This is a genomic window from Sphaerisporangium sp. B11E5 (genome assembly GCF_039871875.1).
Lineage (GTDB): Bacteria > Actinomycetota > Actinomycetes > Streptosporangiales > Streptosporangiaceae > Sphaerisporangium.
Genome location: NZ_JBDPMD010000001.1, coordinates 110,518 through 130,494 on the forward strand (window position 1 = coordinate 110,518; position 19,977 = coordinate 130,494).

General features: G+C 70.7%; 17 protein-coding genes. 8 read left to right on the forward strand and 9 right to left on the reverse strand.

Going from position 1 to position 19,977, the window contains the following annotated elements; all coding sequences use genetic code 11:
* The first annotated feature begins 33 nt into the window (after positions 1–33).
* The 7 genes from ABGB17_RS00440 to ABGB17_RS00470 are packed head-to-tail and all read left to right on the forward strand — an operon-like array spanning position 34 to position 8,815.
* Positions 34–1,164 carry a DegT/DnrJ/EryC1/StrS family aminotransferase gene (locus tag ABGB17_RS00440; RefSeq protein WP_347625635.1) on the forward strand — a complete coding sequence of 377 codons (1,131 nt, stop codon included), beginning with the start codon at positions 34–36 and terminating at the stop codon, positions 1,162–1,164.
* Positions 1,161–2,504 (forward strand): aminotransferase class III-fold pyridoxal phosphate-dependent enzyme, encoded by a 1,344-nt coding sequence (locus ABGB17_RS00445; protein WP_347625636.1) that lies wholly within the window; start codon positions 1,161–1,163, stop codon positions 2,502–2,504. Before ABGB17_RS00440 ends, ABGB17_RS00445 begins: the two co-directional genes overlap by 4 nt.
* 1 nt (position 2,505) lies before the next feature.
* On the forward strand, positions 2,506–3,000 hold the full coding sequence (locus tag ABGB17_RS00450; protein ID WP_347625637.1) for an adenylyltransferase/cytidyltransferase family protein: 495 nt from the start codon (positions 2,506–2,508) through the stop codon (positions 2,998–3,000).
* The gene (locus tag ABGB17_RS00455; RefSeq protein ID WP_347625638.1) at positions 2,994–3,707 is read left to right on the forward strand and encodes an HAD family phosphatase; all 714 of its coding nucleotides are present in this window, start codon (positions 2,994–2,996) and stop codon (positions 3,705–3,707) included. The genes ABGB17_RS00450 and ABGB17_RS00455 overlap by 7 nt, the downstream gene beginning before the upstream one ends.
* On the forward strand, positions 3,704–4,729 hold the full coding sequence (locus ABGB17_RS00460; RefSeq protein WP_347625639.1) for an SDR family oxidoreductase: 1,026 nt from the start codon (positions 3,704–3,706) through the stop codon (positions 4,727–4,729). Before ABGB17_RS00455 ends, ABGB17_RS00460 begins: the two co-directional genes overlap by 4 nt.
* Complete coding sequence (locus ABGB17_RS00465) at positions 4,722–7,031, forward strand: glycosyl hydrolase family 65 protein (protein WP_347625640.1); 2,310 nt, start codon at positions 4,722–4,724, stop codon at positions 7,029–7,031. Before ABGB17_RS00460 ends, ABGB17_RS00465 begins: the two co-directional genes overlap by 8 nt.
* 5 nt (positions 7,032–7,036) lie before the next feature.
* On the forward strand, positions 7,037–8,815 hold the full coding sequence (locus tag ABGB17_RS00470; RefSeq protein ID WP_347625641.1) for an AMP-binding protein: 1,779 nt from the start codon (positions 7,037–7,039) through the stop codon (positions 8,813–8,815).
* 22 nt (positions 8,816–8,837) lie between these two features.
* Here the strand turns inward: ABGB17_RS00470 and ABGB17_RS00475 are convergent, their stop codons facing one another.
* Positions 8,838–10,484, reverse strand: a complete 1,647-nt coding sequence (locus ABGB17_RS00475) for a condensation domain-containing protein (RefSeq protein ID WP_347625642.1) — start codon at positions 10,482–10,484, stop codon at positions 8,838–8,840.
* A 106-nt stretch (positions 10,485–10,590) separates the two neighbouring features.
* Between ABGB17_RS00475 and ABGB17_RS00480 the strand changes: the two genes are divergently transcribed.
* Positions 10,591–11,592, forward strand: a complete 1,002-nt coding sequence (locus ABGB17_RS00480; RefSeq protein ID WP_347625643.1) for a GNAT family N-acetyltransferase — start codon at positions 10,591–10,593, stop codon at positions 11,590–11,592.
* Between the two features lie 62 nt (positions 11,593–11,654).
* Here the strand turns inward: ABGB17_RS00480 and ABGB17_RS00485 are convergent, their stop codons facing one another.
* From ABGB17_RS00485 to ABGB17_RS00520, 8 genes are all read right to left on the reverse strand, one after another.
* Positions 11,655–12,389, reverse strand: coding sequence for a DUF6071 family protein (locus ABGB17_RS00485; RefSeq protein WP_347625644.1), 735 nt, complete (start codon positions 12,387–12,389; stop codon positions 11,655–11,657).
* Positions 12,389–13,999 carry a carbamoyltransferase C-terminal domain-containing protein gene (locus tag ABGB17_RS00490; protein ID WP_347625645.1) on the reverse strand — a complete coding sequence of 537 codons (1,611 nt, stop codon included), beginning with the start codon at positions 13,997–13,999 and terminating at the stop codon, positions 12,389–12,391. The genes ABGB17_RS00485 and ABGB17_RS00490 overlap by 1 nt, the downstream gene beginning before the upstream one ends.
* A gap of 152 nt (positions 14,000–14,151) precedes the next feature.
* Positions 14,152–15,210: a VWA domain-containing protein gene (locus tag ABGB17_RS00495; RefSeq protein WP_347625646.1), complete on the reverse strand. Its 1,059-nt coding sequence runs from the start codon at positions 15,208–15,210 to the stop codon at positions 14,152–14,154.
* Complete coding sequence (locus ABGB17_RS00500) at positions 15,211–16,161, reverse strand: VWA domain-containing protein (RefSeq protein WP_347625647.1); 951 nt, start codon at positions 16,159–16,161, stop codon at positions 15,211–15,213.
* Positions 16,162–16,210: 49 nt separating this feature from the next.
* A complete protein-coding gene (locus tag ABGB17_RS00505; protein WP_347625648.1) occupies positions 16,211–17,095 on the reverse strand; it encodes a DUF58 domain-containing protein in 885 nt (294 codons plus the stop codon).
* 4 nt (positions 17,096–17,099) lie between these two features.
* Complete coding sequence (locus ABGB17_RS00510) at positions 17,100–18,089, reverse strand: MoxR family ATPase (RefSeq protein ID WP_347625649.1); 990 nt, start codon at positions 18,087–18,089, stop codon at positions 17,100–17,102.
* Between the two features lie 24 nt (positions 18,090–18,113).
* Entirely contained in the window at positions 18,114–18,902 is a 789-nt protein-coding gene (locus ABGB17_RS00515; protein WP_347625650.1) for a trypsin-like peptidase domain-containing protein, read from the reverse strand.
* 45 nt (positions 18,903–18,947) lie between these two features.
* The gene (locus ABGB17_RS00520; RefSeq protein WP_347625651.1) at positions 18,948–19,955 is read right to left on the reverse strand and encodes a DUF3616 domain-containing protein; all 1,008 of its coding nucleotides are present in this window, start codon (positions 19,953–19,955) and stop codon (positions 18,948–18,950) included.
* Positions 19,956–19,977 lie beyond the last annotated feature (22 nt).

Consider the following 19,977-nt stretch of genomic DNA (forward strand, 5'->3'; position numbering starts at 1 on the left):
TGAGAGGATGACGTGCGAGTTCCATTTGCCAATGTGAACGCCGAGGGCCGCCGCCTGCTTTCCGACTTACTACCGGTTCTCGCCTCTGTCATGGAGAGCGGGACGTTCATCGGTGGCGTGGAGGTGGACACGTTCGAGCGGCGGTTCGCGCGACTTCACCGCGTCGGGCACGCCGTGGCGGTGAATTCGGGGACCGACGCGCTCCGGCTGGTCCTTCGCGGGCTCGGACTCCCGCGCGGCAGTGTGGCGATCACGGTCGCCAACACCTTCGTGGCCACGGTCGGGGCCGTGGTCTCCGAAGGGCTGCGGCCGTTGCTGGTGGACGTGGGGGACGACGAGAACATCGATCCCGAGGCGCTGCGGCGGGCCATCACCCCGGACACCGGCGTGGTGATCGCCGTCCACCTGCGCGGCTGGCCCGCCCGGGTGGACGTCGTGCGCCGGATCTGCGACGAGCATGGCGTGCCGCTGGTGGAGGACTGCGCCCAGGCGGTCGGTGCCACCGCCGGCGGCCGGCCGGTCGGCGGATTCGGCGTCGCGGGCTGTTTCAGCCTGCACCCGCTGAAGAACCTCGGCGCCTGCGGCGACGGCGGTGTCGTCGTCACCGAGGACGGGGGGCTGGCGGCCGAGCTCCGGCTGCTGCGCAACCACGGACTGGCCGACCGTGACACCGTGGTCCGCTGGGGCGAGAACTCCCGGCTGGACGCCGTGCAGGCGGCCATGCTCAACGTCAAGCTGCGCCACCTGCCCGCTTGGAACGAGCGCCGCGGCGAACTCGCCGCGATCTACCGGGAAAGGCTGGCCGGGCTGCCGATCGCGCCGCCTCCGTCCGGCGACGACCGCACCCACGTGTATCACCGTTTCTGCGTCCGCACGCCCGGCCGGGACGGATTGCGCGCGCACCTCGCCGCGGCGGGGGTGGAGACCGCGGTGCACTACCCCGTCCCCATCCATCAGCAGCCGGCCGCGGCGGGCGGCGGTGTCCTCGTCGCGGACGGCGGGTTGCCCGTGACGGAGCGGCAGAGCCGGGAGATTCTCTCGCTGCCGCTGCATCCGGCCCTGACGTCGCGCCAGATCACGTACGTCGCCGAGCAGATTCACGAGTACTACGACCGGCTTTCCACGGTCGCCGGAATGAGGCACGAAACGGGAGGACATAGATGAGTGCGCGAAACGGCACGACCACGTCCCTGGTCGGCGGGGTGGCGTCCGGCTGGAATGCGCTGACCGGCATCGGGCCGGTACGGGTGACGAACGCCGAGGGGCCGTACATCTACGACCAGCGGGGACGCAAGCTCATTGACTTCATCATGGGCTGGGGGTCGTGCTTCCTGGGGCACGACGCACCGGCGATCCGCTCGGCGCTGGAGGAGGCGCTCCGGGGCGGATTCCTGTACCAGTACGAGACCGACCTCCATGAGCGGCTCGCGGAGGAGTTCTGCGCCGTGGTGCCCTGCGCCGAACGGCTGCGACTGGTCAACTCGGGCCTCGAAGCGACGATGTACGCCGTCCGGGTCGCCCGCGCCGTCACCGGGCGCCGGCTCGTGGTGAAGTTCGAAGGGCACTTCCACGGACTGGGCGACCAGTTGCTGTGGAACGTGGACACCTCCAGCCGGCCCGCCGAGCTGGGGGGAGACGGCCTGCTGGAACGGCTTCCAGGAGCTCCCGGCCTGCCCGAGGAGACGGGCGAACTGCTACTTCCCCTGCCCTGGAACGCACCTGAGCTCGTCGAGCAGGTGTTCGCGGCGCGTGGTGAGGACATCGCGGCGGTCATCCTGGAGCCGGTGTGCCTCAACATCGGCTGCGTCGCCGCCGAGCCCGGCTTCCTGGAACACCTGCGGGCCCTCACGTCTCGGCACGGCACGCTGCTGATCTTCGATGAGGTGCTCACCGGGTTCCGCGTCGCACTGGGCGGAGCGCAGGAGCGGTTCGGCGTGCTGCCCGATCTGGCCTGCTACGGCAAGGCGTTCGGCTGCGGGATGCCCATCGCGGGGATCGCCGGCAGGGCCGAGCACATGGATGCCGTCGCACCCGTGGGCGACGTGCAGATCAGCGGCACCAACAACGGCCGCTACCTGTCGGTGGTGGGTGCGCTCGCAGCCTTGCGCGAGGTCAGCCGGCCTGGGTTCCACGACCAGATCAACAAGCTCAACGACCACCTGGCCGACGGCATCAGGAGAGTCCTGACCGCCCGCGACGTCCCCGCCTACGTCGAGGGTTACGGGGGCAGGGTCGGGGTGCACATCGGCTCCCGCGAGCGTCCGCGTGACATGGCGGAGGTGTGCCGGTTGTACGACAAGGAGTACGCCACCCGGCTGTTCACTCTCCTGTCGGAGAAATACGACCTCTACGGTTTCCTGCTTCCCCTCGCCTTCTGCCCCGAGCCGGTCACGGTCTCCGCGGTCCACACCACCGAACTGGTGGACGAGGCACTGAACCGGCTCGACGACGCGCTCGGCGAACTGCCGTACAACGGGCAGGACCGCGGCGAGCGGGGGCTCTGAGATGGCCAAGGTCAAGAATCCGCCGGTTCCGCTGCTCGCCGGCCTGCGGGAGGAGCTGGGCCGTATCGGTGCGACGGTCGGTCTGTGCCACGGTTGCTTCGACATCCTGCACGAGGGCCACGTGCACCACCTGCGTGAGGCCGCCGCGAGCGCCGACGTCCTCGTCGTGTCGGTCACCGCCGCCCGGCACATCGACAAAGGTGAGGGCAGGCCCGTGTTCGGGGACCGGGCACGTCTGTCCCTGGTGACGGCGCTGGAGATGGTGGACTACGCCGTGCTCACCGACGCGCCCACGGCGGCACCGCTGATCCGCCGCCTGCGTCCCGACTTCTACATCAAGGGCGCGGACTACGACGGCAGCTTCGACAAGCGCCTGCACGAGGAGCGCGACGCGCTGCGTGAGGTGGGCGGGACGTTCCTGACGACGAGCGGGCACGTCTTCGACTCCTCCACCAGGGCCGCGCACGCACTCGGCGCCGCGGCGGGCCCATGGTGACTGCGCTGTCGGTGGCGGATCATCGCCTCGTCGTCCTCGACATAGACGGCACCCTCCTCGACACGCCTCACCTCGCCGCGTGGCGGAAGGCGCTGGCGGAGGTGACCGGAGCGGGTGTGGAGCGGCTCACCGCCGCCGGCTACCAGCGATTGATCGCGGGCCGCAGCCGATCGGCCGGTGCGCGGGCCGCGCTGGAAGTGGCCGGCGTTCCGCCGACGGACGAACTGGTCGATCGGCTCGCGGCCGTCAAGCAGGACATCTTCCAGAGCATGGCCGAGAGCACCGTGCTGTTCCCCGACGCCCGGCGCTTCCTCGCCGAAGCCGCGGAACGTGCCGTGCCGCTGGCGTTCTGCACCGCCTCCCGTAACGCCGGAGCCCTGCTGCGCACCCACCTGCCCGGGCCGCGCGCCGAGTGGCTGAGCGGACGCCTGGATCACAGCTTGGCCTCCGCCGGCCGGCATCCCGGGGCGACGCGGTCGGAGGCACTTGTGCGGGTGGCGCGGGCCTGGAACACCTCCCCGCTCGACTGCCTGCTGCTCGACGACTCCCCGCACGGTGTGCTGGCCGGCGCGCGGTGCGGGATGCGCTCGGTCCTGGTGGACCGCTCGGAGGACGGCGACGGCGGCCACGACTTCACCTGGCGGGTCACGTCTCTGGACGAGATCGCTCTCGGTGCCGCACACGCTCATGGCTTGGAGGAAAGATGACTGATCACTTACGTCCGGCGCTGACGCTGATCACCGGAGGGTCGGGCTACATCGGCTCCGTGCTCACCCGGCGTCTGCTCGCCCGGGGAGCCCGTGTCCGGGTGCTGGACCTCCAGGTGTTCGGCGACGGGCTGGCGGATCTGCGGGACGACCGGCTGGAGGTCGTGCACGGCGACATGAGGGACCCGGATGTCTTCCGTGCCTGCGTGCGAGGTGCCGACGTGGTGGTCCACCTCGCCGCCGTGGCGAACGACCCGAGTTTCGACCTGGACCCCGCACTCGGCCGTTCCGTCAACTACGAATGCCTCGACCACATCATGCGGCTGTCCAAGGAGTCCGGGGCGCGCCGGTTCGTCTACGCCTCCTCAGCCAGTGTCTACGGGGTCAGCGACGCACCCGAGGTGCACGAGGGGCATCCCCTCGTGCCGCTGACCGACTACAACCGGTACAAGGCCATGGGCGAGGATCTGCTGTTCCCGCTCACCGGCAACGACTTCGAGACCGTGGCGGTCCGCGCGGCGACCGTGTGCGGGCTCTCTCCCCGCCAGCGGCTGGACCTCACCGTCAACCTGCTCACCGCCCAGGCCACCCATGCCCGGTCGATCACCGTGTTCGGCGGCGACCAGTACCGGCCGAACGTGCACATCGAGGATCTTGTGGACGTCTACCAGCGGCTTGTGCTCGATCCGGCCCTCGGCGGCCTGTCCGGGCAGCCGCTCAACGTGGGCAGGCAGAACCTCACGGTCGCCGAGATCGCACGCCTGGTGGCCGCACGGGTCAGGGAACGGCTCGGCGCCGGTGTGAGCGTCGTCACCGAGGACAGCGACGACAAGCGCTCCTACCGGCTGACCTCGACGAGGCTGGCGCAGACGCTCGGGATCGTCCCGTCCCGTGACGTGGCACAGGCGAGTGACGAGGTCGCGGCGGCGATCATCGACGGCAGGCTGAAGGACCCGCTCGACGATCCCCGGTACTACAACGTCCGCTGGATGAGCCGCATGGGGGTCGATCTGGATGGCTGACGCCGCGGTTGCTCCCGCGCGTGTGCGCGACCTCGCCGGCGCACTCTCCGATCCGGGGTGGCTGCTGGCCGTCGAGACGACCGCGCCGGAAGAAAGCGCCTTCGCCGAGGCGCTGCTTCACGTGAGCGACGGGTACCAAGGTCTGCGCGTCACCGCCGACCTGGACGATCCGCACGCCGACCCGGGATTCTTCGTCACCGGCCTGTACGACGCCGGCGTCGGCGTCAACAGGGAGATCGTCAATCTGCCGAATCCGCTCGGGCTGCGGGTCCGGCACGACTACGAGACGCCGCGACGCGACCCGAGCCCGCGACGAGTGCTCGACATGCGTCAGGGATGGGCGTACGTCAGCCGCAGCCTGTCCACCGCGGACGGCGAGCGGATACGTGTCGCCACGATCACCGCGGCGCTCGCGACCAGACCCGGTCTCGGCGTGACGGTCGGCACGGTCGAGCTGCCCCCGGGCATGTCCTCCGTCGCCGTGGACCTGTTCTGGGACAACACGACCGGCAACCCCTATCTCGGGGGCACCGTCCCCTGGCTGCGGATGGCGCACGTGGTGGTCGAGCGGGCACGCGAGACGGGCGGGGGACTGGAGCTGGCCTGCCGCCTGGCCGGGACCGGGGCATCGATCCTGCTGGGCTCCCGCTTGAGGTGCCCCGCGGAGGTGCGGCGCTTCCCGCTGCGGGAACGCGACCGCTACGGGGAGACGATCGTGCTCGCACCGGAACCCGGGGGGACGGCGTCGTTCGAGCTGGTGTGGCGGTGTGGTCCGGTGCCCGGGCCGGAGGTGCCCGGCGCGTGGACGCTGCTGGAGGAGCACCGTGCCGAGTGGGATCGGCGCTGGGCCGAGCACGGCATCGACATCGACGGAGACCACCGCGCTCAGCAGGCCATGCGTTTCGCCCTGTTCCACCTGCTGCAGCATGAGCTGCCCGCCCGCCCCGGGAAGATCACTCCGGCCCGCGGACTGTCCAGCAGCTACCACTCGGGAGCCACCTTCTTCGACACCGAGCTGCACAAGGACGCCTACTGGGCCTGGAACGCGCCTCAGGTCGCCCGGTCCCATCTGGAGTTCCGTCACGCCACGCTGCCCGAGGCACGGGCGTACGCCAGGCGCACCGGCGCCGCGGGGGCCAGGTTCCCGGAAGCGGCCAACGACAGGGGACGGGAGAACGGGCCGCACAAGGTGCTCGCCTACCCGCAGGAGGACGTCACGGAGTGGAGTGTCCGCGAGGTCGTGCACATCTCGGCCGACGTGGCCTACGCGACCCACAGGTATCACCTGCTCACCGGGGACGCGGCGTTCATGGCCGCCAAGGGCGTCGAACTGGTGCTGGAGACCGCCCGTTTCGCCGCCGCGACCTTCACGTGGTGCGAGCGGCGGGGCGGCTACGTCACCCGGTCGGTGATGGGCCCTGACGAGTACCACTATCACGTCGACAACAACCACTTCACCAACGCGATGCTGCGATGGAACCTGCGTTACGCGCTGGCGCTGGTCTCCGGCGACGCCGGCGTGGCACCGGACGTCGTCGCGGAGGTACGCCGCCGCACGGGCGTGGACGACGCCGAGACCGAGCACTGGGCCCGGATCGCCGCCTCGGTCCACCTGCCCCCGCCCCTGCCGGGTGGGGTGCCCTCGCAGCACGAGGGCTACGACCTGCTGCCCGACTGCCCGCCCCGGCCGGCCGTGGACGGGCCGGCGGCGCGGCTCGGCGCGGATGAGGCGGAGCGGGCCGGGCGGCTCGCGGACTTCCCGACCAAACTGATCAAGCAGTCGGACCTCGTGCTCCTCGCGCATCTGCTGCCCGAGCTGTTCGACGAGGAGACCACACGGCTCCTGTTCGATTACTACGAGCCGCGGACGGCGCACGAGTCCTCCCTCAGCGGTGCCTCCCACGGGGTGGTGGCGGCCCGGCTCGGACGGACGGAGACGGCGCACGCGTTCTTCCTTCGCTCGGCCCGCTACAACCTGGACTTCCTGCCGCGGGCGGACTACCGCAACGGCCTGCACCTGTCCGCCTACGCCGGCGCCTGGCAGATCCTGGTCGAGGGCCTCCTCGGGGTGCGCGTGCTCGACCAGGAGTCACTGGAACTGAGGCCCCGGTTGCCGCGCGCCTGGCACGGCGTCACCGTGCCTCTGCGGTTCCGCGACCGTGAACTCAGGATCGGCGTGCGCGGGGCGGAGACGACCGTCACCCTCCTGAACGGCCCCGATCTGCGCGTGCGCGCCGGAGGGCGGGAACACGACCTCACCGCGGGCGGCAGTGTCACGATCCGCGAACCGGCAGGGGGCTGAGGGACGTGGGCATCGGAGTGCGCTGTCCGGGTTCGACCGACGGGCTGCTGCGCTGGTGGGCGGACCGCCACCCCGACAGGGTGGCCCATGTGAGCGCCAGGGGGAGGGTGCTGACCTACCGGCAGTGGTGGGACATGAGCCAGGCCGTCGCCGAGGGCTTGCGGCGGCGCGGCGTCGGCCGGGGCTTCCCCGTCGGCCTCTCCTTCCCCCGGGAGGCGATGTCCGACTTCGCGGTGTGCCTGACGGCCGCGCACCGGCTCGGCGCGACCACCGTCCTGCTCCCCGCGGACGAGACGGCGGACGGGTTGAGCGAGCTCACGGCGGCCTGTCCACCCGGCCTCGTCGTCACGGCGGAAGCGGAAAGTCCAGTGGAGCCCGCCGTCACGGTGGAGGCCGGGGGTCGCCTTCCGTGGCCGATCGTGCCGGTGGACCGCCTCGCGGAGCCGGGCGACGCCGTGCCCTCGCCGTCGGTGGCCGTGCCCGGCGACGTGGCGTCGGTGGTGTTCACCTCCGGCACCACCGGGACGCCGAAAGCGGTGGCGATCACCCATGAGGACCTGGCGGGGGTGGCGGCGGCGCGCTGGGCGGAACTGACCGCCGACACCTCGGCCGAGGCCTGTGAGACGGTGTTGCACGCTTATCAGCTTTCGACGGCCGCGGGGCAGTGGGCGGCGCTCGCCCCGCTGCTGTGCGGGATGCGGGTCGTCACGGCTCCCCGGCTGGACCCGCGGCTGACCGCCGACCTCATCGAGGACCACCAGGTCACCGAGCTGGCCCTGGTGCCGGCCATGGCCGGACTGCTGCTGACTCTGCCCCACGAGACGGCGGCGGGGTCGGTGCGTCGGGTCACCATGGGAACGGCACGCTGCCCGGCGCCGGTCCTGGAGCGCGTCCGGAAGCTTTTTCCCGGCGCCGAGATCTGGATCGAGTACTCCAGCACCGAGTCCGGCGCGGCGGGCACGGCGATCGAGTACGTCCCCGGCATGCCGCCCGACGTCGTGGGCCGCGCGGGGGACGGCGAGCAGGTGCGCGTCGTCGACGAGCAGGGCATGCCTCTGGCGCCGAACGGCATCGGCGTCGTGGAACTGCGTGTGCCGCCCGGCGCCGCCGTACGTTCCTACGTCGGCGATCCCTCGGCCACCATGTCGACGTTCAGGGGGCGTTGGGTGAGGATGCCCGACGTGGGCTACGTGGACGAGGAGGGGTTCCTGCACCTCGTGGGCAGGACCCGCGACTTCGTCAATCTGAGCGGGCGTAAGGTCGCCTGCTCCGAGGTCGAGCGGATCTTCGAGGACTACCCGGGCGTGGTGGAGGCGGCCGCCTTCCCGGTGGACGACGCGGTTCTCGGCGAGGAACTGGCCCTGGTGGTGCAGGCGGGACAGCAGGTGCGTGCCGATGACCTGCGCGCTTACGCGGCGGAGCGGCTGCCGTCCTTCAAGGTGCCCGGCAAGATCGCGGTGGTGGACGAGCTGCCGCGGACGCGCAACGGCAAGGTCAGGAAGAGCGACGTCGCCGCACTGCTCGCCGGCTCCCTCGCCGCGACCGGCGAGCAGCACGACGACGTCGTCACGGTGGTGCGCCGTGCCGTGGAGCGGGTGCTGGGCCACGCACGGATCCCCGCGGACGCCTGCCTGTTCGACCTCGGCATGTCCTCCTTGCAATTGATCCGGCTGCACCATGAACTTTCCGACGCGCTCGGCACACGGCTGGACATCGGCGCGCTGTCGATGAGCTGGCCTCTGGCGGAGTTGTCGGCCGACATCGAGCGCCGGACACGCGGCTGACGTGCGTGGACAGGCGGTGTCGCTAGCGGCCTGTTCCTTCGGCGCGGACCTCGCCCTTCTCCCATTCATGAAGATCGCGAGGATCAGCGGGGAGCCGGTCGAAAAGCACGTAATAGGACGGCGTCATCGTGGCCGCCCGGCCGGGGAGCTCGGCCATGCACCGGGTGTGGGCGGCCTCGGGACCGCGGATGTCCTCCGTCGCCTTCAGATACGCCACCAGCTCACGGCCCCGCGCGCGGGTGAAGACCTGCCCGAGGCCGGGCAGCGCGGCGTCGAGCATCGCCTGAACGCGCACGGTGTCCACCCAGGACGGGCCGATCCGCGTCCAGCCCGCGTCACGCCGTACCAGAGGCGGGCCCGCGATCTCGGCCATGCGCTCCGGAGTCAGGTCCTCTCGCCCGGCCGCGACGATGAGGGCCTCGACGGCGTGCAGGAAGGCCGCCACCTGGTCGCGGGACAGCGGCGCGGGGCCGGCGCTCCACAGGTGCAGCCGCAACTCGGCGTCCGCCTCGGTGAGGTCGAACCTGACCGGCGCGGTGCCTTCCCCCATCCCGGTCCAGACCAAGCGGCTCTCCGGCGGAGCACCGGCGCCGGGCGGCCGGTGCCCGCCCGGCGGCGAGGTCTCGTCGAGCATGCCGTTGAAGAACGGCTCGAAGTTCAGCAGCATGCCGCGTTCGTGCTCGATCCTGTCCGCGATCTCCCGCAGCCGGAGCGGATCGTAGAGGCCATGGGCTTCGGCCTCCAGCAAGGCGTGCCACGCACGGTGACACAACTCGTCGAAGGTCGCCCCGCGGGTGTCCACCGCGATCGCGCCGGTCTGTACGAGCGGGCCGACGTAGCCGGACGTGCGCAGGTCGACCCGGTTGCCGGCGAGCGTGGTGAGCACGCAGCGGGGCCGGCCGGCGTACCGGGAGTGGCAGGCACACAGAGCGGCCAGGACGACGCTCGTCCTGCCGGCCTTGGCGCGCTCGGCGGCGGCGCGCAGCGCCGCCGCGGCGGCGGGCGAACGCAACTCCGCGGACACCGGCCGGCCCGTCCCCGCGTAGACGCCCGACGGCATCGCGCGCAGGAGCCGCTCCCAGCGTTCCAGACTCGCCAGTGCCTTGCGCCGGCCCTCTCCATGCTGCTCGTCAGCCACTTGGTCAAGTGGTTGATGCGGGGTTCGCCCGGCCGGCGCTCCGGCGAGCGCCGATCGGAACTCCGCGTCCAGGATCAGCATCGCCCTCAGGTCGACGGCCACGTGGGAGAAGGCGGCCACGCAGGCGACCGCCTGGCCGTCGTGCTCGGCGACCGTGACGCGCAGCGGCGGCTCTTTCTCCAGGTCGAAGGCGTGCCCGCTGATCCGCGTACGCAACATGCCGGCGGCGGCCTCGGCGTCCACCGGCCCATCGACGGTGTGGACCTCGACGGGCACCTCGCCGCTGCCCCGGACTCGCTGCCGCGGGGGAGAGCCGGCCGGATACGTGGTGCGCAGGATCTCATGCCGCCGGGCCAGCAGCGCGAACGCGCGGGCGACATCGGCGGCCGTGACTCCTGCCGGAAGGGGGAACGTCCAGCGCAGGACCGTGTCCGGATGATCGCTGTTCGCGGTGATCCACTCCAGCATGTTGAGCTGCCCGAACGTGACCGGCCCCTCTTTGTCCGGTCCGGCGGCGAACTCCGCCGTCACCGTTCTGATTTTCCGTGAACCTTCCACTTGGCTCTCCATCCGGTTGAAACTCGCGCGACCGCAGAATTACGCTAGGAATATCAGTTCTCATAAGACGGCATAAGGTATGAACATAAACGTCATCACCGTCGATCCGAGCGACGACGAGAAATTCCCCGCCTGGTACGACACGTTCACCGCGGGGCTGGCGGCGGGCCGGCCCGACCCGCCGCTGTACTCCTATGAAGAATCACGGGTCGAGCTCCGGCGGCCCACTCCATATGCCGAACATCGGGCTTTTCTGGCTTCGCATCCGGACGGTCCGATCGGCGCGGCACGGGTGTCGCTGCCCGCCCACGACAATCCCCGGTTGCTGACGTTCACCATCGCCGTACGCCCCGAGTTCCGGGGCCGCGGCGCGGGGAGCGCCCTGTACCGCCGGCTGCGGGAGATCGCCGAGGCCGAGCGTCGTACGAGCCTGCTGACCGAGATCGACCTGCCGCTGACCGGGAACGCGACCCCCGGTACCGGATTCGCGTCGCGGCACGGGTTCACCCGGCGCAACACCGAGACACGCCGGGTCCTCCGCCTGCCTCTGCACGAGGGTGCCGGCGCCGAGCGGGCTGCCGTGCCCGGCTACACGATCACCGGCTGGGTGGGTCCCTGTCCGGAGGAGTTCGCCGGGCAGTACGCCGCCCTGCGCGGCAGGCTCATGACGGAGGCGCCCACAGGCGACCTCGACTACGAGCAGGAGCGCTGGGGCGTCGACCGGCTGCGTGACGAGGAAGCCCGCTTCGCCGAGCAGGGACGCACGTCGTGCGTGACGGTCGCGATCGCCCCGGACGGCCGCCTGGCCGGGCACACCGTGATCGTCGCGTCCCGGGAGAGCGGTTGGGCCTCCCAATGGGACACGCTCGTACTCCCCACGCACCGCGGTCGCCGGATAGGGCTCGCCCTCAAGGTGGCGAACCTCCGCGCGCTCCGAGCGGCATGCCCCCACGTCTCCCGTGTGGACACCTGCAACGCCGAGGACAACCGGCCGATGATCGCGATCAACGAGCGCCTCGGGTTCCGGCCGGTGGAGCGGTGCGAGGGATGGCAGCTCGATCTCGGCGTGCCGGCGCTCTGACCACGGGACGCCGTACCGCGTTCAACTGGGGACATATGCCCGGTTGAACGGCCGGGCGGCAGTCAGGAGGATGTCCGCTCCAGGAGGCCGCGCACCCAGTCGTGGAGGTGTTCATCCACATAAACCTTCTGTGATCGCGCCAGCGGGTGGCCGTCGGGACCGAGGTCTTCGAGCGCCTTCCCGATGGAATAGAGCGACGGGCCTCCGCAAGGGAACCGGTTCGATCCGATCACCCGTGACAGATCGATCTGATCGCTGTACTGGCGCAGTTCCTCGAATATCGTCGGATCCGGCTCGTAGGCCCACAAGAGGCCGTACCGGTATCCACTCCGGGAGAGCCAGGCGTCCAGCAGAACCCATTGGAGCAGGAACTCCGACCGGTCTCCGCCGTCGTGCTGCAGCTCCCGATACCAGGCGATCGACCTGGAGTCGCGCCGGTCGATGTATGTCGGATGGATCCGGCGCCACCCCGAGTCGGGGATGTCCGGGAGCCCGCCCCGGGGATCCGGCTTGTCGGTGAACACCTCGAAACGATTGATGCTCGTCCACATCCCCAGGAAGAGGACCTCGTCGGGACGCGCGCCGTACTCGGCCGCGTAGTGACCGAGGCGCTCGACGGTGAGCCGCATCATGCGGTGGTTGCTTCCCGCGCAGGCTCCCATGTTGACGAATCCGGCACCGAGCCGGCGTGCGAGCAGCGCGCCCCAGACGCTTTCCATCCGATCGGGGAGTTCATCGCCGTAGGTCATGCTGCAGCCGTTGACCACCAGGAGTTTGATGGAAGGCCCCGTCGCCATCAGAAGACCTTCACCCCCGTGGCCGCGCCGAAGTTGAGAGCGTCCTCCCAGGAATTGACCAGCGGCTCGCCCTTCTTGTTCAGGCTCGTGTTCAGAAGCATCGGGCACCCCGTCCTCCGATAGAACTCATGGATCAGGTCGTAGAACTCGGGATGGTCCGAGCGCGCCACGGTCTGCACCCGGCTCGTGCCGTCCACGTGCGTGATGGCAGGGAACAGGTCCGGCCGGCGGCACGGCGCCACGAACTGCATGTACGGTGACCGGCGCACGGGCATGTCGAAGTATCGATCCGCGTGTTCCTCCAGCACGGCAGGGGCGAACGGACGGAACGGCTCTCTGCCCTTGACCCCGTTGACCTTGTCCTTCACGTCCGCCCCTCGGGGATCGCACAGCACGGACCTGTTGCCCAGCGCGCGGGGGCCGAACTCCGCCCGCCCGTTGGCGACACCCACCACCTCCCCGGCGAGCAGGCATCGGAGAATCCCTTGACGGTCGTACGGCCGGTCGATCGAGGCGCCGAGATACGGCCCGTCCCAGCGGAGGGGCCTGCCGACGAAGGCGGCCGCGGCACCGAGGCTCGATCCCGCGTCACCGGGATTCGGGAAGATCGATACACGCTCGAACCCGGATTCTCGCGCGACGCGGGAGTTGGCCACGCAGTTGAGGGCCACACCTCCCATCAGGACCAGGTTGCCGCTTCCCGACACCTGCCGTCCCCAGCGAGCGATGTCGATGAGGATGTCCTCGGTCACCGCCTGGATGCTCGCGGCCAGGTCTTCCGGAGCCGCACCCGGCAGCCAGTCGTCGATACCGCGGTGCACGTTCCGCTTCAGCCGGTAACCACCGTCCGTGCGCTCGACGAGCTCGTCGTAGATCGAGTCGACGTGCCGAGGTTTCCCGAACCCGGCCAGGCCCATGAGGATGAACTCCTCCTCGTTCGGCTTGAAGCCGCAGCGGCGTGTGAACGCGCTGTACAGCAGTCCGAGACTGTGCGGGTACCGGGTTCTGCGGTGGTGGCGATAACCGCCGGGCCCGAATGTCCCGACCGTCATGCAGTCCCATTCACCGATCGCGTCGACCGTTATGACACACGCCTCGTCGAAGCCACTGGTGAAGTAACCGGCCGCCGCGTGCGACATGTGGTGGCCGACGATTTTGAACTGGTAGGTCGGTGGAAGTCCTGCGCGCCGCAGATACCGCCGCGGGAGGTCGGACGTGTCCAGCAAGAAGTTGTACTGGCCGGCGCGGAGGTGGCGGAGCTTCTTGGCGAGCGGACGTTCGTACCAGACGACGGTGGACGGCTCGCCGTACCGAAGCGCGTCCGCGATGAGGCCCGGATGCAGCTCGGCGTCGTTCTTGCGCCGGGAATAGCGTTCCGAATGGGAGGCGAAAACGACACGATCGCCGGATATCACGGCTACGGCGGCATCGTGAGAGAGAGCGGAGACACCCCAGACAATCATCGTTCGGCTGCTCCCGCGTCCCACTACTTGTACAGAAACGGATCGCGCCGGATGAGCCTGCGTTTCTTCTTCCACCATCGGAACTTCGCCTGAAGCCGTCTGGCCAGAACCAAGGGATTGAATGACCGCGAGAATGACGTCATGCACGCACCTGCCTAATCCGTGCCGATCTGTTCCGCTTCCCGCACAGCTTTGTCGAGAGGAGCCGGCGATGTCAATCGCACTTCATGAACAGAGAACCGGGGTCGCCTTTTACTTATCCCTTCGGCAGGCTTTTCCGTGCCGGTCCGTGCGGGCGGCTACGGGTGCTGCCGGCGGGCCGGGGCGCGGGGGCGGTTCCACCAGAGGGTGAGGGACAGGGCTGTGGTGATCAGGAGGGCGGCGGTGGCGGCGAAGGCGGGGGCTGTGTCGACCTTGGTGTGGATGACGGTGAAGGTGCTGGGGAGGGCGTTGAGGGCGGTGTGGAGTTGGGCGGCGTTCTCGGCGCGGTGGTAGGAGCCGCCGGTGGTCTTGGCTATCTGCCGCAGGGTGGGTTCGTCGATCAGGCGGACGTTGCGGCCTCGGTCGAAGCCGCCGCGGCCGTAGCCGCCGAAGCCGCCGTAGCCGTCGAACTGGGAGTTGTCGCAGACCATGGGGGCGGGGTTCGTGGTGCCGAAGCCGATGGGGAAGACGCGGACCCGGCGGAGAGCGGCCTCGCGCGCGGCGGTCTGGGGTTCCACGCCTTGGGTGTTGGCGCCGTCGGTGAGGACGATGATGGCGGCGCCGGCGTAGCCGCTGTCGCCGGGGGCGGGGGTCGCGCCGGTGGGGGGCACCGTCGGGTCGACTTCGGCGATGGCGTCGAGCGAGGTGAGCATCGCCTGGCCGATGGCGGTGCCGCGGGAGACGGTGAGGTTCTCCAGGGCCTTGATCAGGGAGTCGGTGTCGTCGGTGGGGGGGACGAGGAGGCCCGCGGTGCCGGCGAAGGTGACGAGGCCGATGCGGGGGCCGCCTCGTTGGGACTCTATGAAGTCGGCGGCGGCTTTCTTGGCGGCGGTGATGCGGTTGGGGTCGACGTCTGTGGAGCACATGGAGCCGGAGGTGTCCAGGGCGAGCAGGATGGTCGACGACGTTCTCGGGACGGGTACCGAGGCTTGGGGGCGGGCGGCGCCGATCGCCAGCAGGGCCAGGGCGGTGACGAGCAGGGCGGCGGGGATCTTGCGGGTCCAGTGCGTGCGGGCGGGGAGGGCGGTGCGTACGAGGGCGATCGAGGTGACGCGGACGGCGGCTCGCTTGCGGCGGCGGCGTGACCATTCGCGGATGGCGAAGATCAGGGGGATGACCAGGATCGACAGCAGGGCCCACGGCCATGAGAAGGACATTCAGATCACCCGTCCGGACCGGAGCACGGTGAGCGCGGCTCCTGCGGTGAACAGTGCCAAGGCGAGGCCGATCAGGGCGCCGGCGAGGGGGAGTGGCTTGTCGGAGACGGTGAGCCGCAGGTCGATGGTGTCGGCGATGCCGTCGAGGCGCGCGGCGTCCGAGGCGGGGTGGTAGGCGCCGCCGGTGGTGCGCGCGATCAAGGTGAGGGTGTCTTTCTCGAGGGAGGTCTGCAGGTGGTAGCCGTCGACCTTCACCGTCGCGCCGGCTTCGGTGCCGACGCCTACGGTGTGGATGTGGACGCCTGCACGCTGGGCCGCCGTGGCGGCCGGTTCGACGTCACCGCCCTGGTTCTGGCCGTCGGAGAACATGACGATCGTCGCTGAGGGCCAGTAGCCGATGTCGGGTGCGGTGTCGTCGCGGCCGAGGGCCACCGGCTTGCCGGTGATCGCCGACAGTGAGGCCATGATGGCCGTCCTCAGCGAGGTGCCGCCGGTGAGCTTCAGGCGGTTGATGGCCGCGAGGGCGACGGAGTGGTCGGCGTCGGGGCGTGCGGTGGTGAGCGCGCCCCGTTCGAACGCGACGACTCCGATGTCGACGCTGTCGGGCTGCGCCGCCACGAACGCGCGGGCCGCTCGTTGTGCGGCGGCCAGGCGGGTGGGCGCGACGTCGTCGGCGCCCATGCTGTTGGAGACGTCGATGGCGAGGACGACGGTGCCCGCGGTCCGCGGTACGGGCACCATGGCGGCCGGTCCGGCGGTGGCGATCGCGAGCACCGCCACGCCGGCGATGGTCAGGCCGGTGCCGAGCTGTGCCCGGCGGGCGCCCGGCACGACGACGCCGGCCGCGGCGAGCGCGGCCGTACGGCGGCGTGCCGACGCGACGGCCGCCCAGGCGAGCGCCGCCGTGAGGAGCAGTCCGGCGGCCAGCAGCAGCGGGGAGGACAGGGTCATGCGGCCTCCTTCGCGGGGCTCACGACCAGGACGACCCCGGCACGCCCGGTCATGCCGGCCGGTTCCGGGTCCGGGCGACGACCTCGACGAGTGCCTCGGCCAGGTCGCGGTCGGTGTCGATGTGGTGGACGGGTACTCCGGCGCGGCGCATGCCTGCCGCGAGGCGGGCGTCGCGGGCGTCCACGGCGGCGCGGAAGCGGACACGGAGCAGCGGGTCGGTGGAGTCGACGACGAGCTGCTCGCCGGTCTCGGCGTCCTCGACGACGATCAGGCCGGCTTCGGGGAGCACGTCGTCGGCGGTGTCCACGATGCGCAGGGCGACGACCTCGTGGCGCCGGGTCAGGCGCTGGAGTGAGCGTTCCCAGTCGCCGTCGCCGATGAAGTCCGACAGGACGACGATGAGCGCGCGGCGGCGGGCGAGACGGCCGGCCGCGTCGAGCATCTCCGCCAGGTCGGTGGTGGCGCCGCCGCGGGCCTCGGAAGTGCGGTCCAGTTCTGCGCCGATCCGCAGGGCGTGCCGCCGGGTGGTGCCGGGCGGGACGACGCGTAGCGTGCCGGTGTCGAACAGCAGGGCGCCGACGCGGTTGCCGCCGCGGCCGAACATGCGGGCGAGGACGAGCGCGAGCTCGGCGAGCACGTCGTGCTTGCCGCGTCCGGGGCGGCCCGCCGCCATCGACGCCGAACGGTCGAGCACGAGCCACACCGTCAGTTCGCGGTCCTCGGTGAACAGCCGCAGGTGCGGTTCGTCCAGCCGTGCGGTCACGTTCCAGTCGATGTGGCGGGCGTCGTCGCCGTCGGTGTAGGGGCGCAGCCCGGTGAAGTCGATGCCGGCGCCGCGGTGCGCGGTGCGGTGGCCGCCCTGGAGCCTGCCGTCGAGCCTGCGGACGACCTTCCACTCCAGGCGGATCAGAAGCTTCTCTGTGGCGGTGGCCATGGGCTCAGCGGTTCTGCAGGACGACGTCGGGTGCCCGGACGGCCCGCAGCACCCTGGTGATGATCGTGTCCGCGTCGACGTCGTCCGCGAGGGCCTCGTAGGACAGCACGAGGCGGTGGCGCAGCACGTCGAGCGCCAGCTCGGCCAGGTCGTGCGGCAGGACGTAGTCGCGGCCGCGCAGGAAGGCCAGCGCCCGGGCGCCCGTCACGAGCGCGATCGACGCCCGCGGGCTCGCCCCGTACGTGACGTACCGTTCCAGGTCGCCGAGGCCGGCCGTCGCCGGGGAGCGCGTCACGCCGACCAGCCGTACCGCGTAGTCGACGATCGCCGGATCGACGTACACCTCGTGGGCACGGGCCCGCATCGCGATCAGCTCCTCGGCCGTCACCATCGGCTGCGGCGGCTCCGGCGGGCGCAGTGCCCGGCCGACGATCGCGTGCTCCTCGGCCTGTGTCGGGTAGTCGACGACGACCTTCATCATGAAGCGGTCGACCTGCGCCTCCGGCAACGGGTAGGTGCCCTCCGACTCGATCGGGTTCTCCGTCGCCATGACCAGGAACGGCTCGGGCACCCGGAACGTCTCACGGCCGATCGTCACCTGGTGCTCCTGCATCACCTCCAGCAGGGCGCTCTGCACCTTGGCCGGGGCGCGGTTGATCTCGTCGGCGAGCAGCAGGTTCGCGAACACCGGGCCGAGCTCGGTGCGGAACTCCCCGGAGTGCTGGTGGTAGACCCGCGTGCCCACGAGGTCGGCGGGCACCAGGTCGGGGGTGAACTGGACACGCTGGAAACTCCCGGCGATCGCGGCGGCCAGGGACCGCACCGCGAGCGTCTTGGCCAGGCCCGGCACGCCCTCGACGAGCAGGTGGCCGTCGGCGATCAGCGCGACCGCCATGCGTTCCAGCAGGATGTCCTGCCCGACGATGGTGCGTTTGACCTCGAACAGCACGTGTTCGAGCGGGTGGGCCGGGTCGGGAGACTTGGTCGACGTCATGCTGTTCCTCACGTGCCGCTCCGGTCAGATCTGGGGCCCCTCGCCCGGTGGGCCGTCGCCGTCGCCGCCGCCCAGGGCCACGCCGATCGGCACCGCGAACGCGATGCCGGCGAACGCCTCGTCGCCTCCGGGGTCGGCGATCGCGACGACGATCCCGATGACCAGGCCGCGGGCGTTCAGCAGAGGACCGCCGGAGCTGCCCGGGTTGACGGAGGCGTCGAACTGGATGAGCCCGCTCAGGTCGCTGTCCTCGACGGCCCGGTGCAGGCCCGACACGACGCCGGTGGAGACGCTGTAGGTCAGGCCGAGCGGATTGCCGATCGCCACGACGGGCGCGCCGACGGCCGCCCCGCCGCCGAGCGTCGCCGGGACGAGGATCTCCGGCAACTTCGCCGGCATGAGCGTCGCGATGTCGTGCCGGGGGTCCGACGCCGCGACGACAGCCTTCGCCTTGGTGCCGTCGGAGAACGTCACGGTGACGTCCTCAGTGTCTTTGACGACGTGAAGCGCCGTCAGGATCGTCCCGTCCTCTGCCGCGACCACCCCGGTTCCGAGCGACCGCCCGGCCCTGACGACCACCACCGACGGACTGACCCTGGTGAAGACCTCGGCCGTCGTGAGCACCGCACTCGGCGTCGGCGTCGGGCTCGGCGTGGGCGCGGCCTTCCCGCCGTTCCCGCCGCCGCTCCCGAGCCAGTACGCCAGCACCGCCACGACGACGAGCACGCCGCCTGCTGCGATGAACCACCGCGCCTTACCGGCCACGGCTCTCTGACCCCCGGCCGCACCAGCCTCCTGCGGCACGTGCTCCATCGCTCTAAATTATAACGCTTAGGTAAAAGTGCAATAAAGTTCGCTTCAGTCGAGGCGAATGAGGTCGGCGTAGACGCCCTCGGTCGTGCGTCTGGCTGGGGAAGGGCTGTCGTAGACCACGATCAGGCGTCCGTCGGCCAGGACGGCGAGGCCCTCCGGGTGGTCGTCGCCCCGGCCGTGGGGGAGCTCCGTGACGAGTTCCAGGTCGCCGGCGGTGACGACGTCGCCGGTGGAGGACGGTCGCCAGCGGACCACCCGGACCGGGCCGTCGAGGGACATGCTGGGGCCGGTGAGGATGAGGAGGTCGTCGCCGTACGGGCAGAGATCGCGGATGCCCAGGCCGTCCAGGTCGAGGAAATGCTTTCGGTACGGCTCGGCGAGGTGGAGTCTGGACGGGTCGCGCGGACGGGGGACGGGGCTGATCTCCAGCAGGACGGCCCAGCCGCGCAGTACCGGTCCGCGGAGGCCGACGTAGAGGCGGTCGCCGTGTTCGTCGGTGTGGACGGCGATGCCTTCGACGTCCAGGCCGTTGTCCTTGCCGGGCAGGTGCAGGAACGGCGCCAGGTGGGGATCGACGGAGAGCATGCCGGCGAGGTTGTCGTGGCCGGAGAGCACGGCGGCCCTGCGCGGCCCGTCCTCGCGGACCGGTTCGCCGTGGCGAAGCGGCAGGCGTACCAGCACGAACCGGTTCTCCTCGCGGACCACCGTGGCCAGCCGCCTGCGGGCTTTGTCGGGGGACTGGCCGGTCTTCACCCGCCTGCGCTTGAGACTGTGCGAGCCGACCGCCCAGAGCCAGTCGCCGCTCCTGGCCAGCCCCTCGATGTCCGCCTCCGCCTCCCGCCCGGCCGGCATGTCCACGAAGTCCGCCAGGTGGAAGGTGCGCTGGTCGTCGAAGACGCCGTCGCGTGACGTCAGCCGCTCGATCGTCGCGGTCTCGTCACCCGCGATCCACAGGTACGCCCCGTCCTGACGGATCGCGGAAAGGTTCTCATGGGTGCGGGCGCTCCGGGCGCCTGCGTGGAAGCGAAGCTCCACGCGGTCTTCAGGTTGCACCTCTCCCATCATGGCCTCCGCT

Bases quoted from the DNA above. Each gene is read 5' to 3' on its own strand.
- ABGB17_RS00445 (WP_347625636.1), top strand. From the start codon at position 1,161: ATGAGTGCGCGAAACGGCACGACCACGTCCCTGGTCGGCGGGGTGGCG.
- ABGB17_RS00450 (WP_347625637.1), top strand. From the start codon at position 2,506: ATGGCCAAGGTCAAGAATCCGCCGGTTCCGCTGCTCGCCGGCCTGCGG.
- ABGB17_RS00455 (WP_347625638.1), top strand. From the start codon at position 2,994: ATGGTGACTGCGCTGTCGGTGGCGGATCATCGCCTCGTCGTCCTCGAC.
- ABGB17_RS00460 (WP_347625639.1), top strand. From the start codon at position 3,704: ATGACTGATCACTTACGTCCGGCGCTGACGCTGATCACCGGAGGGTCG.
- ABGB17_RS00465 (WP_347625640.1), top strand. From the start codon at position 4,722: ATGGCTGACGCCGCGGTTGCTCCCGCGCGTGTGCGCGACCTCGCCGGC.
- ABGB17_RS00480 (WP_347625643.1), top strand. From the start codon at position 10,591: ATGAACATAAACGTCATCACCGTCGATCCGAGCGACGACGAGAAATTC.
- ABGB17_RS00485 (WP_347625644.1), bottom strand. From the start codon at position 12,389: ATGGCGACGGGGCCTTCCATCAAACTCCTGGTGGTCAACGGCTGCAGC.
- ABGB17_RS00495 (WP_347625646.1), bottom strand. From the start codon at position 15,210: ATGTCCTTCTCATGGCCGTGGGCCCTGCTGTCGATCCTGGTCATCCCC.
- ABGB17_RS00500 (WP_347625647.1), bottom strand. From the start codon at position 16,161: ATGACCCTGTCCTCCCCGCTGCTGCTGGCCGCCGGACTGCTCCTCACG.
- ABGB17_RS00505 (WP_347625648.1), bottom strand. From the start codon at position 17,095: ATGGCCACCGCCACAGAGAAGCTTCTGATCCGCCTGGAGTGGAAGGTC.
- ABGB17_RS00510 (WP_347625649.1), bottom strand. From the start codon at position 18,089: ATGACGTCGACCAAGTCTCCCGACCCGGCCCACCCGCTCGAACACGTG.
- ABGB17_RS00515 (WP_347625650.1), bottom strand. From the start codon at position 18,902: ATGGAGCACGTGCCGCAGGAGGCTGGTGCGGCCGGGGGTCAGAGAGCC.